This window comes from Kitasatospora aureofaciens, assembly GCF_001188955.3.
GTDB lineage: Bacteria > Actinomycetota > Actinomycetes > Streptomycetales > Streptomycetaceae > Kitasatospora > Kitasatospora aureofaciens.
The window spans coordinates 1-12,896 of sequence record NZ_JPRF03000076.1 but is presented as its reverse complement, the minus strand read 5'-3'; the positions used below and the strand labels follow the sequence as shown (position 1 = coordinate 12,896).

General features: G+C 70.7%; 9 protein-coding genes. 2 read left to right on the top strand and 7 right to left on the bottom strand.

Going from position 1 to position 12,896, the window contains the following annotated elements; translation table 11 throughout:
- Positions 1-575 precede the first annotated feature (575 nt).
- Together HS99_RS35500 and HS99_RS35495 are read left to right on the top strand one after the other, a co-directional pair.
- Positions 576-4,133 (top strand): ricin-type beta-trefoil lectin domain protein, encoded by a 3,558-nt coding sequence (locus HS99_RS35500; protein ID WP_050366905.1) that lies wholly within the window; start codon positions 576-578, stop codon positions 4,131-4,133.
- A gap of 161 nt (positions 4,134-4,294) precedes the next feature.
- Positions 4,295-4,621, top strand: a complete 327-nt coding sequence (locus HS99_RS35495; protein ID WP_046386556.1) for a YccF domain-containing protein — start codon at positions 4,295-4,297, stop codon at positions 4,619-4,621.
- A 60-nt stretch (positions 4,622-4,681) separates the two neighbouring features.
- Here HS99_RS35495 and HS99_RS35490 read toward each other — a convergent pair whose 3' ends face one another.
- The 7 genes from HS99_RS35490 to HS99_RS45485 all read right to left on the bottom strand — a co-directional run.
- Positions 4,682-6,370 carry an AMP-binding protein gene (locus tag HS99_RS35490; RefSeq protein WP_078938678.1) on the bottom strand — a complete coding sequence of 563 codons (1,689 nt, stop codon included), beginning with the start codon at positions 6,368-6,370 and terminating at the stop codon, positions 4,682-4,684.
- 98 nt (positions 6,371-6,468) lie between these two features.
- Positions 6,469-6,708, bottom strand: coding sequence for a chaplin (locus HS99_RS35485; protein WP_030555494.1), 240 nt, complete (start codon positions 6,706-6,708; stop codon positions 6,469-6,471).
- Between the two features lie 92 nt (positions 6,709-6,800).
- Complete coding sequence (locus tag HS99_RS35480; RefSeq protein WP_141763875.1) at positions 6,801-7,130, bottom strand: hypothetical protein; 330 nt, start codon at positions 7,128-7,130, stop codon at positions 6,801-6,803.
- A complete protein-coding gene (locus HS99_RS35475; RefSeq protein ID WP_050366904.1) occupies positions 7,127-9,703 on the bottom strand; it encodes an Hsp70 family protein in 2,577 nt (858 codons plus the stop codon). Before HS99_RS35475 ends, HS99_RS35480 begins: the two co-directional genes overlap by 4 nt.
- Positions 9,704-9,744: 41 nt before the next feature.
- Positions 9,745-10,527: a nucleotide exchange factor GrpE gene (locus HS99_RS35470; protein ID WP_030555491.1), complete on the bottom strand. Its 783-nt coding sequence runs from the start codon at positions 10,525-10,527 to the stop codon at positions 9,745-9,747.
- Positions 10,524-10,949, bottom strand: a complete 426-nt coding sequence (locus HS99_RS35465; RefSeq protein ID WP_030290853.1) for a hypothetical protein — start codon at positions 10,947-10,949, stop codon at positions 10,524-10,526. The genes HS99_RS35470 and HS99_RS35465 overlap by 4 nt, the downstream gene beginning before the upstream one ends.
- An 89-nt stretch (positions 10,950-11,038) precedes the next feature.
- A partial coding sequence (locus HS99_RS45485) for a hypothetical protein (protein ID WP_211295907.1) occupies positions 11,039-12,896 on the bottom strand: 1,858 nt, incomplete at its 5' end.

Below are 12,896 nucleotides of genomic sequence, written 5' to 3'. Positions count from 1 at the left end.
AGGCGACCGCCACCGGCCTCCTGCTGGTCTCCCAGCCCGTTTGCGGGCAGGCCAAGCCATCGTCACGTCTCCTCGGGTAACTATCGACGGAAAGTCAAATGAGCATGGCTATGCCATGGTTGATGTGACGATAAGTGAAGGCTCGGACACATCGCCAGAGTGTTCGATCGCCGCGCGTGAGATGTTTATTAAGTCTTGACGTTGGCATCTCGCGCGTATACGGACATGTCCACGCAAGGCGGTAACGGGTTTGACGGACCGACAGCTCAGGCCACATCGTTCCCATCCGAACGCAGACGCACGACGGTGTCTGCCTACCGGGAGGGATTCACAGAAGAGGCATGTCCACCACGCCACGGACAATTGCGCACACTCCGCCGCCACCATCGATACGCAAGCGCGCCACCCGCATGACCGCGCTCGCAGCGGGCTGCCTGGTAAGCCTTGGCCTGCTCGCCGCGCCTTCAGCAGTGGCGGCCGATACCCCGGCCGCACCCGCCCACGGGCCAGCCGGCGGAGTTGCGCCACTGGTTCCTTCCACACCCACCCCGGCCCACACGCCCCTGCAGCAGGCCATGCTGGACGCGATCGCCAAGGCGAAGTCCACCGGCAAGCCTGTCGTCATCGACGCTCTGACTGACGTGGCGTCCAAGACCATCGCCAACCCCGACGGCACGCTGACGACCACAGCCAACGCCCAGCCCGTCCGAGTGAAGCGGGACAGCGGCTGGGCCGATCTTGACCCCACGCTCCGCCAGAACCCCGATGGCACCGTCAGTCCCGCCGTCGTGACCACGGCACTCGCTCTGTCCGGCGGGGGGAGCGGCCCGATGGCCACCCTCAAGACCACCGACGGCAAGCAACTGTCCGTCGGTTCCCCGTTCTCGCTGCCAAAGCCGGCTTTGAACGGCGATACGGCCACGTACTCGAACGTACTGCCCGACGTCGACCTCCAGGTCACCGCCCTGCCAGTCGGTGGCTGGCGAGACGTGATCGTCGTACGGACGGCGAAAGCAGCGGCCAACCCGGCGCTGAAGACGCTGCGCTTTCCGATCACCGCCCAAGGACTGACGGTCTCTTCCGACGCCAACGGCAGTATCAACGTCAAGGACGACAAGGGCAGCCTGCGATTCCGGTCCCCGGCCCCACTGCAGTGGGACTCCTCCAACTCCTCAGCGGCTCCGGCCGGCGCCACCGCCGGGGTCAAGTTGGCGTCCTTCTCCGCCGCGGCACCGTCCTCCGACACAACTCCCTCGCCGGCCGCGGCTGGGACCCCGTCAACAGCTGAGGCACCCGGGGACGGCGCAAACGTCGCCAGGATCGGCAGCAACATCACGGAAGCAGCGATCGAGCTGACGCCCGATCCCCAGGCCCTCGGCTCCGGAACCGGCCCGTGGTACCTCGACCCGTCCCTCGTCGCCGCCACCAGCTCGACCCAGGGCTCGGCGGAGGTCCAGGAGAACTACAAGTCGGCGGAGAACTTCAACAAGAAGAGCAACCTGGCTACCGGCTACTGCGGCTTCCACAGCAGCGACCCGAACCTGGACTGCGGCAGTGAGGGCCGCCAGCGCGCCTACTTCCAGTTCGGCATCAACCCGGCCCTCTACACCAAGCCCAGCGGTGCCGAAAGCCCGCCGACCATCTTCAACTCCACCCTCAACGCCCAGGTCACCGGCGCGTCCAGCCCGGGAACGAACACGCCGCTGGTGGTGTACTCAGCTCCCAAGCCCATCTACGAGCACACCAGCTGGAACGACCAGCCCTGCGGCACCAACCGCAGCATCGTCATGGAGAATTGTCCGTCGGTCAACGGGCAATGGATCACAGGCACCGGCCCGCTGGCCATCGACGTGACCGACATCATGAAGCAGGCGATTGCCGGCCAGTGGCCGTGGTGGACCGCCGCCATCGCCCCGCAGGGCAATGAATTCGATAAGTCGTTCCGGCACCAGATTGCCAACAACCCGTACATCACCACCACCTACGACATCACGCCGACCGTCTGGTGGGCTCGCACCACGCCCACCCCGGGATTCGCGGGCAACAACAGCACAGCCGCGTGCACCAGCGGCGGCGCCAACCCCTGGGACAACCCCGGCTGGGTCGGCAACAACCAGGAGATCTACCTCACCGCCAACAGCTGGTCACCGGCCGGGCAGCCGCTCTACACCGGCTATCACATGTGGGACGACAACGACCCCAACTTCAGCGCGGTCCCGGGAGACTGGGGCGGAAGTTACAACGATCCGGGCCCGTCCAAGAGTGTGGGATCGCTGTCGGACGGCCACCAGTACGGCTGGACCGCCCGCGCCACCGACAACACCCTCACCTCACCCATGACTGGGTGGTGCTACTTCCGCGTCGACAAGACCAACCCCCGCGTCAGCATCAGCTCCACCGACTTCCCGCCCTCGGGGACCCCCAACCCCAGCCCGGCCAAGTACATGAACGACCAGGGCACCTTCACCATCAACGCCGACGACCCGTCCCCGGGTTCGGGCCTGCAGGCCTCCGGCGTCGCGTGTGTGCGGGTGAGCACCGACCCGACTCCGGTCGTCGGCTGGAAGTGCGGCCAGGACGGCACACAGGCACCGGGCACGCCGTACACCTACCAGCCGCGCCGGTGGGGCACCAACACCCTCTACGCCTGGGCCATGGACAACGCCGGCAACTACAGCCAGCCGGCCATCTACAACTTCTACGTTCCCTGGAAGCCCGGCACACAGCCACTGTTCGGAGACGTCACCAACGACCAGCAGCCGGACATCCTCCTCGCCGACAAGAACGGCGACCTGCGGATCATCGGCGGCAACACCGACCCCACGAGCTCGCTGGCTGCCCCTGCCTCAGCCGCGCCCGGCAACCGCGAGTACGGCACCACCTGGGCAGACTTCCAGATCAGCCACCACGGCGCCCTCACGGTCGGCCAGCCGGTCGACCAACTCGTCGTCCACTACAACAAGGACACCGTGCCCGCGCTGAAGCGCACGCTGTTCGTGGTGACCAACGACGGCACCGGGCACTTCGACACCTTCCCCCCTCTGACGCCTGACCGGCCCGCTTGCACGACCTACGGCACCGACGCACCCTGCGGCACCGACTACAACGCCCAGGACTGGAGCAACGTCTCCCAGGCGATCGCCTTCGGCACCCCCAAGGGCGAAGCCGTCGGACCCAAGGCAGGCGACCCGACGAAGACCGTCTTCACCACGCAGACCTCCGTCATGACCCTGGAGAACAACAAGCTCTACATCTTCAACCCCGCCGGCAACGCCTTCGGCAGCGCAACACTCATCCCCACCGCCTCAGGCAGCTGGACCGACCTCGAACTCATCAACCCGGGTGCGGCCAACGGACCCACGACCAATCCCGTCACCAAAGCAGCCAAGAACCAGGCGACGCTCTGGGCGCGCAACCGGGTCAACGGAAACATCTACGCCTACGCCCTCAGCTGGAACGCCGACGGCACCGTCGACTACTCCGCCCTCACCAAACCCGACGCCGGCACACCGATCCTGACCGGCGCCAACTGGACCAGCACAGCCCAGCCGCTGGTCGGCGCCGCCGACCTCAACAACGACGGCTCCCCCGACCTCTGGGCCATCAACACCGGCAACGCCATCACCGTCTTCCCAGGCAAGAGCAGCACCAACACGACGAACAAGGTCGACGGCTTCAGCGACTGGCAGTTCCTCGGCTACTCAGATGCCAGTGTCTCCCTGCACCCGAACCTGGTCTCCTGGCAATGCATGGACGCCTGGGGAGGTTCTCGGGACGGCGCTCCGCTGGCCATCGGCAGCTGCTGGAACACCGTGAGCCAGCGGTTCAACCTCAGCACGGATGGCACCATCCGGGCCGGCTCCTACTGCGTCTCCACGGTCGGCAACGCCAACACCAACGGAACCCAGCTCGCCCTCGCCAACTGCGACGGCAGGCCCACCCAGAAGTGGTCCGTTCAAGCGGACGGCCGCATCATCAACCAGACCACCATCACCGGAGGCGACCCCAACACCGGCCGCTGCATCGAGCTGAACAACTCGCACACCGAACAGGGCACCCGGCTCGACATCTGGGACTGCCCCGGCCTCTTCGACAACAGCCGCTGGACCCTCCAGGCCGAACGAACCCCGTGACCGGTCAGTCGCCCCGAGGGGGAAACTGACACGACTCCCGCAGGACGGGGCTTCGACCGTTCCGGCGAGGAACACCGGGTGGCCGACGAGGAATGGTCCTCGTCGGCCACCCGGTGTTGGTGCTGGTCAGGCCTACGGCAGCGTCAACCGGAAGCGCAAGGGTGAAGCTGCGTCATGCGGAGCGCCGGGACACGCTCCCCTTCGGCATCGCCTCGTTCCGGATCGCCGGGTTCATACTGTGGCCGTTCGGGCGGACCACCGTCGAGCGCCGCGACGCCGGGGCGGCGTCCTGCGTCGGGAACGTGATCTGGTTCGTCTTCGCCGGGTGGTGGCTGGCACTCGGGCACCTGATCACCAGCATCCCGCTGTTCCTGTCGATCATCGGCATCCCGTTCGGCTGGGCCAACCTCAAGATGATCCCGGTCTCGCTGATGCCGCTCGGCCGCGAGATCGTCTCCACCGACCAGGTCTGGGGCGCGCGGTACTGACCGCGCAGCGCCGAACGGCCCGCCCCTCCCACGGGGCGGGCCGTTCGGCGTTCGGGCAGGTCAGAGGCCGAGGATCCGGACGGCCATCTCCCGCATCTCGACCTTGCGGATCTTGCCGGTGACCGTCATCGGGAACTCCTCGACCACGTGCACGTAGCGCGGCACCTTGAAGTGCGCGAGCCGGCCCTCGCAGTAGGCGCGCACGGCCTCGGCGGTGAGCGGCTCGGCGCCCTCGCGCATCCGGATCCAGGCCATCAGCTCCTCCCCGTACTTCGGGTCGGGGACGCCGATCACCTGGACGTCCAGGACGTCCGGGTGGGTGTAGAGGAACTCCTCGATCTCACGCGGGTAGAGGTTCTCGCCGCCGCGGATCACCATGTCCTTGATCCGGCCGGTGATCGCGAGGTAGCCGTCCCCGTCCATCACCGCGAGGTCCCCGGTGTGCATCCAGCGGGCCGCGTCGACGGCCTCGGCGGTGCGCTCGGGCTCGTCCCAGTAGCCGAGCATCACGGAGTAGCCGCGGGTGCACAGCTCGCCGGGCTCGCCGCGCGGGACGGTGCGGCCGGTGGCCGGGTCGACGACCTTGACCTCCAGGTGCGGGCCGACCCGGCCGACCGTGGAGACCCGGCGCTCGACCGGGTCGTCGGTGCGGGTCTGGGTGGAGACCGGCGAGGTCTCGGTCATCCCGTAGCAGATCGACACCTCCGCCATGCCCATCCGCTCGATGACCTGCTTCATCACCTCGGCCGGGCAGGGCGAGCCGGCCATGATGCCGGTGCGCAGGCTGCCGAGGTCGTAGCGGGCGAAGTCCGGGTCGGCGAGTTCGGCGATGAACATGGTCGGCACGCCGTACAGCGAGGTGCAGCGCTCGGCGGCGACGGCGGCCAGGGTGGCACCCGGTTCGAAGGAGGGGGCCGGGATGACCGTGCAGGCGCCGTGCGAGGTGGCGGCGAGGTTGCCCATCACCATGCCGAAGCAGTGGTAGAAGGGCACCGGGACGCAGATCCGGTCCTGCTCGGTGTAGTTGAGCAACTCTCCGACGAAGTAACCGTTGTTGAGGATGTTGTGGTGCGACAGGGTGGCACCCTTGGGGAAGCCGGTGGTGCCCGAGGTGTACTGGATGTTGATCGGGTCGTCCGGCGCCAACTCGCCCTGGCGTTCGGCGAAGTCGGCGAGCAGGGCGGGACCGGCCTTGCGTCCGGCCGCCAGCAGGCCGTCCCAGGCGGGGCCGCCGAGCAGCACGACGCGCTCCAACCCGGCACAGCGCGGCCGGACTTCCTCGATCATCCCGGCGTAGTCGGAGGTCTTGAAGCTCTCCGCGGCGACCAGCAGCCGGATCCCGGCCTGGTTCAGCACGTACTCCAGCTCGTGCGCCCGGTAGGCCGGGTTGACGGTGACCAGGATCGCGCCGAGCTTGGCGGTGGCGTACTGGGTGAGCGTCCATTCGGCGCAGTTGGGGGCCCAGATGCCGACCCGGTCGCCCTTGGCGATCCCGAGTTCCAGCAGGCCGAGGGCCAGCGCGTCGACGTCGGCGGCGAGTTCGGCGTACGTCCAGCGGCGGGCGGTGGCGCGGTCGACCAGGGCGTCACGGTCGGGGAAGGCGCGCACCGCGCGGTCCAGGTTCTCCCCGATGGTGTCGCCGAGCAGCGGGACGTCCGAGGTGCCGGAGGCGTAGCTGCGCGGGGTCGGAGTGGTCGGCACGGGCTGGCTCCTGGGTGCGGCGGTGCGGCGGTGCGGGACGGCCACCATGGTCGCGGTCCCGGGCCCGCGCCGCCACCCCCGAACGGGGGTACCGACACGGCGCCGGGGCCGCCCGTCGGATCCGACGGGCGGCCCCGGCGCACGGGTCAGCCGTTGATGCAGACGTTGCCCGCCGTCGAGTTGAGGAACCCGGGCAGGTTGATCGTGTTGCCGCAGAAATTGGCCTCGAAGTTGATCGGGAACTGGATCTGGTTGCCGGAGAGCACACCGGGCGAGTTGGCGGCGACACCGTTGGCGGTCGCGTCGCCCGCGGCGGCGGTGCCGGCACCGGCCAGGACGGCCACCGCGGCGAGCGCGGCGGCGGCGAGGGTGGTGCGAATACGCATTGCGTGACTCCTTGTGAGGGTGGCAAACGTCCGTGTGACGATCACACTCGCACCGATCGAACGCGACAGCAGGCCGCGAGCGTCCGAATTGGTCATTCAGAGGGCGTGTCGCGCTCCGACGCCATCGGCGCGGATCCCGACGCCGACCCCGCGGGCCCGGACACGCTCAGTGATTCCAGCAGCTCCCGGGCCGGTTCCAGCCCCGGTTCCGCCGCCACCGCGCGGTGCAGCAGGCCGAGCGCCAGCGCCCCGTCACCCGCCGCCAGCGCCTCCAGCGCGCGGTTGTAGTCGATCCGAGCGGAGTAACGCAGCCGGAACAGCACGCCGAGGTCCTCCCGGCAGGACGGGCAGCCCAGCGACTCCCGGTCCGCCGGCACCCTGCAGAGCGGACACAGCACCTCCACAGACGTCGCGGCACTCATCGCGGACCGGCCTCCTCCGGACGGACCGGGCCCAGCGACTCGGCGGCCGGCTCGCTGCCCAACTCGCGCTGCGCCTGCGCGTACAGGGCCAGCAGGTTCGACATGTGGGTGTTGACCGCCTCCATGTTGGGCGCCTCCACCGCGTCGTCCAGCCCGCGCAGCTCCGCCATGATCCGCTGCGCCAGGGCCGGGGAGATCATGTTCTGGCTCACGTAGACGTTGCACATGGTGAGCATCCGGAAGGTGTGGCCGAGCGAGTCGCACAGCTCGTCCGCCTTCTGGGCCGCGCGCATCGCGCCCTCCCAGTCGGCCGCCTCCCGGCGCAGCCGCAGCTCGGCGGCCACCGAGCGCAGCCGGTCCAGGTCGCTCGGGTCCAGGTGCTTCTCGCAGTAGTGGATGAACAGGCTCAGGTACGCCTCCGAGCCGCGCACCCAGCGCTGGGCCTTGAGCTGGCGCTGCGCCCGCTCCAGCGCCTCGTCCACCGACTGACCGCGGGTCTGCCCGGCCGCCAGGTCGTCCAGGGCGTCCATCAGCCGCTGGGCCTCGCGCATCTCGGCCTCGGTGAGCTCCCCGCCCCAGCGGTCGGTGAAGGTCTCGATCTGCCGCTGCTGCTCCTCGACCTGCACCTTCAGCTCCGGGTCGAGGGTGACCCGCTCCAGCTTGACGGTCTTCTCGGCGCCGCCCTGGATCCGCACCGACAGGGTGATGGTGCGGTCGCGGTCGAGGCCGAAGGAGACCTCGACCGGGGTGCGGCCGCCGAGGCCCTCCGGCAGGCGCAGGGTGAGGTGACCGATCAGCTCGTTCTGCTGGGCGATCTCGTGCTCGCCCTCGTACACCGCGATCTCCAGCCGCTGACGACCGCTGCCGGAGACCACGAACTCCCGGCTGACCGGCGAACTGGTCGGGTAACTGGTGTTCTTGGGGATGATGACGGCCAGCCGGCCGTCGTTGAGCTCGATGCCGAGGTTCTTCGGGGTGATGTCGAAGGGGTTGGTGACCTGCATCAACTCCCCGCAGCCCGAGCAGACTTCACTGCCCGGCGGGTTGACCCTGCTGCACGAGGCGCAGCGCAGGCCGACGTCCTCGGCGGCGGTGGTCGCCACCTTGGTGTGGCCGGGGGCGGCCGAGTTGAGCGCTTCGCCGCACAGTTCGCAGGCGGTGACGCCCGGGGCGGCCGGGGTGCCGCAGCGCGGGCAGTTGTCGCCGCGCACCACGGCGGTGGACCGGGACTGCTCCGGGACGGTCGCGCCCGTTCCGACCGTGGCCGAACCGGCCATGTCCTGGCCGCACTTGGGGCATTCGGAGGCCTCGGCGTCCACCGGGACGTGGCAGGTCGGGCAGGAGACGCGCTCGCCGCCGAGCAGGGAGGTCGCGCAGTTGGCGCAGTTGGAGGCCGAGAGGTCCCCGGGGGCACGGCACTCGGGGCACTCCACCTCGCCGACCAGCGCGGACTGCACGGCCGCGCCGAGCGCCACGCACTGCATCGGGTTGACGCCGCGTTTGATCCGGCGGGTGCCGAACACCTCGCCGAGCCGCCGCTCGACCAGCGGGATCGAGGTCGAGCCGCCGACCAGCACCACCTCGTCGATGTCCCCGACGGTCAGGTTCGCCTGCATGATGGCCTTGTGGGTCAGCTCGATGGTCCGCTCGATCTGGGCCTCGATCAGCTCCTCGAAGCGGGCCCGCTCGAACTCCGTCTCCAGCACCAGCTGTCCGGCGCCCAGGCCGGGCAGGATCACCTCGGAGGACTGCTGGTTGGAGAGCTCGATCTTGACCGTCTCGGCGGTGGAGGCGATCTTCGGGCGGTCGCGCAGGTCGGGCTGGTAGTCGGAGCCGTACTCCTCGCGGATGTCCTCCAGCAGCGCGGTGGTGATCGCGCGGTCGAAGTCGTCGCCGCCGAGCAGGTTGTCGCCCTCGATGCCGAGCACCGAGACCGAACCGGGCACCAGCAGCAGGATCGAGATGTCGAAGGTGCCGCCGCCCAGGTCGTACACCAGGACGGTGCGGCCCTCGTCACCGGCCTCGCTGGCGAGCCCGTAGGCGAGCGCGGCGGCGGTCGGCTCGTTGATGATCCGCAGCACGTGCAGGCCGGCCATCCGGCCCGCCTCCTGGGTCGCGGCGACCTGCCGCTCGCCGAAGTAGGCGGGGACGGTGATGACGGCCCGGTGGAAGGGCTCGCCGAGACGCTGCTCGGCGTCCTGCTTGAGCCGGTGCAGGATGATCGCGGAGATCTCGATCGGGGTGTAGGAGCGGCCGTTGAACCAGACGTTGACGTCGCCGTCGGTGCCCGCGGTGACCTTGTAGTCGACCTCCTTGAGGGCCGCCTGCACCTGCGGGTCCTTGAACTTGCGGCCCATGAAGCGCTTGACCGAGCGGATCACGTTGGCGCCGTCGATGGCGATCCGGCTGCGCGCGGTCGAGCCCACCAGCAGCTCGCCCTTGCGGCCGCTGCCGACCACGGAGGGCGTGGCCTCCTGGTTCTGCCGGTTGAAGATGATCTCCGGCTCGCCCCGGCGGAGGTGGGCCACCACCGAGTTGGTGGTGCCCAGGTCGATGCCGAGTGTGCGGTACATGTCGTTCCCCTCTTGCCCCTCGTGGTCCAGCTACGTCCTGGCTACTTCTTGCGCTTGGCCCGCTTGGCCGGCCGGCCCGGCGCCTTGGCCTGGCGACGGGCCCTCGGCGGGACCGGCCTGGCCGGGGCCTCGGCGGCTGCGGGCTCGGCGGGTGCGGGCCCGGGCTCGGCGGCCTCCGGTTCCCCGGGCTTCTCCGGCTCCTCGAGGTGCTCCGCCTGCTTGGGCTTCTCCGCCTGCTCGGGCTTCTCCGTCTGCTCGGGCCGCTGGGGCTTCTCCGCCTGCTCGGGCTGCTGCGGCTCGATCAGCTCGACCCTGGGGTCCTCGGCCGACCGCAGCGCCGACTCCGGTGCGGCGACCACCACCTGGGCCCGGCGCAGCACCTCCTGCTCCCAGAAGAACCCGGTCACCACCGTCTGCACCACCGTTTCCGGCGCCACCCCCGGCCGCACCTCGGTGCCGACGATCTCGGTCAGCGCCGGGTCCGCCGCCAGCCCCTCCAGCCGCATCGGCTTCACCCCTGCCTTGGCCAGCCGGCCGAGCAGCCGCCGACGGGTCGCCTCCAGCCCGGCGCCGCGACCGTGCGCGACCAGCTCACGGTCCAGCCCGAGCGCGGCGAGCGCGTCGTCCACCTCGACCAGCACGCCCAGCAGTTCGCGCTGCGCGGCCCGGGCCTGCTGCTTCTGCTCGGTCAGTTTGTTCCCCAACAACGACGCCCGGAAGAGCAGTTGGGTGAACTTGGCCTCCAGGTCGACGGACTCGACCCCCGGCGGGACCTCCAGCGGCCGGTGGCCGTCGAGTACGGATGCGGTCGGTGCGTCGGTCATTCCGGTACCTCGATCTGCGGCAGCACGGACAGGTCGGCCGCGTAGCGGGCGGGGACGGGGGGTTCGGGGTCGGCGCCGCCGGGGGCGGGCTCGGCGAAGTCGGCGGCCGCCTCGGCCCGGTGCAGCGCGAGCAGTGCCGGGGCCGGGGGCAGCCCGGGGCGGTCGATCACCAGGAGCGGTTCGGCGAGCGCGGGGGCCAGCAGGTCGGCGGCCTGGTCGACCGGTTCGGGCGGCAGCGGCTGCTGGAGGTCCACCTCCAGGCGCCGGTCCGGGTTGCGCAGCAGCGCGGCCGCGTCCTGGATCTGCTGGCGGCTGTACCGGCCCGCCTTCAGCGCCTTCCCGACGGAGAGGTTGATCTCGCGCACCCCGGCCGTGAGCGGGATGCCCAGGACCTCGTACGGCGACGGTTCGTGCAGTGGCATGGCGGGCGGTCTCTCTCCTCACGGCTCGGGATTCGGGTGCGCGCTTCGTTCTGCCGGGTGCGACGGCACCGATCGTCGCGCGGTTGCGTTCAGTTGAGCTTCGCGATGCGCTGCTGCAGGGCGCGCAGTTCGCGGTCGCGCGGGTTGTGCGAGACAGCCCTTTCGATCGCCGCCTGAGCCAGGTGGTAGTCGCGGGCGTTGGCCTGGGCGACGGCCCAGGAGCTGTAGACCACGGCGAGTTCGCCGTGCAGCTTGGTGTTGTCCGCCGGGCTGGCGGCCAGGGCGAGCGCCTCCTCCAGCAGGCCGACCGCGACGGCGTAGCGGCGGGCCTCGAAGTGGGTGATCGCCTCGCCGCGCCAGACGCTGACCATCAGCCGGCGGATGTCGGTCGAGTCGTCGTAGGACATGGCCTTCTTGAGCATGTCGGCCTGGGCCGCGAACGGTTCGTCCCGCATGTTGTCGATGACGTGGTTGGCGAGCATGACCGAGATCCGGCGGTCGGCCTCCCTCCCGGCGTCGCCCTCCCAGTCCGGGTCCCAGAGCAGCGCCTGGATCATGTTGCCGGTGGCGCGGGCCCGGTCGTCGGCGAAGGCGGCGGAGCGGGCGAGCTGGCGCAGCACGAAGGCCATGCCGTGCCGGTGCTCCGGGTCGTCGCTGAGGTCGATCAGCTGCTTCCACAGTCCGACGGCCTCGGTCAGCTCCTCGTCGGAGGCGTCGACGCGGCTGAGCTGGCCGGCCCGGTTGCCGAGGGCGGCCTGCAGGAAGTGCTTGGCGGTCGGGTCGCCGGGGGCGAGTTCGAGGCTCTTGGCGAGGAGTTCGAGGGCGCGGGGATAGTCCTTCTCCTCGTTGTTGATCTTGCGGGCCCACTGGGCGTAGGTCGCGCCGAGGTCGCCGCGCACCTCGGGGTCGTCCGGCGCCAGCGCGTACGCCTTCTCCAGCAGTTCGGCGGCGCCCGCCTGGTCGTCCACGGTGCTCTTCAGCAGGGCGCGGGCGGCCCGTACGCCGGACTCGGCGGCGATCCGGGCCGTGTCGGCCGGCAGCACGAGGCCGGGTACTGTCCTGGCCCGGGTGAGGCACTCCAGCGCCTCGCGCCAGTCCTGGTTGCGGTGGTGCTCGCGGGCCTGGCTGACGAGCGCAGCGCGGAGCAGCGCCTCCCAGGCCGCGTCGCGGTCGCCCTCGGCCACCGTGTCCAGCGCGGCGACGGCGGCGGCCTGACGGCCCTGGAGGTGCAGGTACTGCTGCGGGCCGAGCGCGCCGAACAGGGCCAGGGCCCGGGTGAGCGCGGGCACGGGCGCGGACGCGTCGGGGCCCGTGGGGCGACGCCACGTCCGTACGGCCTCCTCGAAGGCCTCGGCCCAGGCGGCGGTTTCGGGCTCCGCGCGCAGCAGCCCGTCCAGCACGGGGCCGACGACCAGGCGCCGCGCGGGGCAGCCGGGCAGGGTGATCCGGACGTCCTCCTGGGCGAAGGCGTCCGCGGCGTGGGCCTCCATGCCCAGGCGCAGCGTCCAGGCGGTGACCTCGTCGCCGCTGCGGCCCGCGGCCCGGTCGAGGGCGCGCAGGTCCTCGCGGAGGCGCTCGGAGAGCGCGGCGCGGGCGGCGGCCGTCCGCTGCGGCTCGGCCGGGCGGCCGGTGATCCGGGCGGTCTCCGCCCACAGCTCCTCGCGGTGCAGGGCGGCGACCAGGCAGCCGACCGTCCAGGCCCAGACCTGCTCGTCCGGCGCCTCGGCGGCCGCCGCGAACCGGTAGCCGGCCAGGCCGAGCGCGTGCAGCAGCCGGGGGTGGGCCGGGTCCTTGAGCAGCAGTTCGCGGTAGGCCCGGTACGCCTCGCGGTGGCGGCCCTCGGCGGCGTGCTGGTGGGCCTCGTGCTCGCCCAGCAGCACCAGCGCCCCGGCGGCCTGCGGATGGCCGGGCGCCAGGGTGAGCGCCTGGCGCAGATCACCGGCCGCG

Excerpts from the sequence above, each read along its gene's own strand:
- HS99_RS35485 (WP_030555494.1), bottom strand. The coding sequence starts at position 6,708 with ATGCGTATTCGCACCACCCTCGCCGCCGCCGCGCTCGCCGCGGTGGCC.
- HS99_RS35500 (WP_050366905.1), top strand. The coding sequence starts at position 576 with ATGCTGGACGCGATCGCCAAGGCGAAGTCCACCGGCAAGCCTGTCGTC.
- HS99_RS35480 (WP_141763875.1), bottom strand. The coding sequence starts at position 7,130 with ATGAGTGCCGCGACGTCTGTGGAGGTGCTGTGTCCGCTCTGCAGGGTG.
- HS99_RS35465 (WP_030290853.1), bottom strand. The coding sequence starts at position 10,949 with ATGCCACTGCACGAACCGTCGCCGTACGAGGTCCTGGGCATCCCGCTC.
- HS99_RS35490 (WP_078938678.1), bottom strand. The coding sequence starts at position 6,370 with ATGGTGGCCGTCCCGCACCGCCGCACCGCCGCACCCAGGAGCCAGCCC.
- HS99_RS35470 (WP_030555491.1), bottom strand. The coding sequence starts at position 10,527 with ATGACCGACGCACCGACCGCATCCGTACTCGACGGCCACCGGCCGCTG.
- HS99_RS35475 (WP_050366904.1), bottom strand. The coding sequence starts at position 9,703 with ATGTACCGCACACTCGGCATCGACCTGGGCACCACCAACTCGGTGGTG.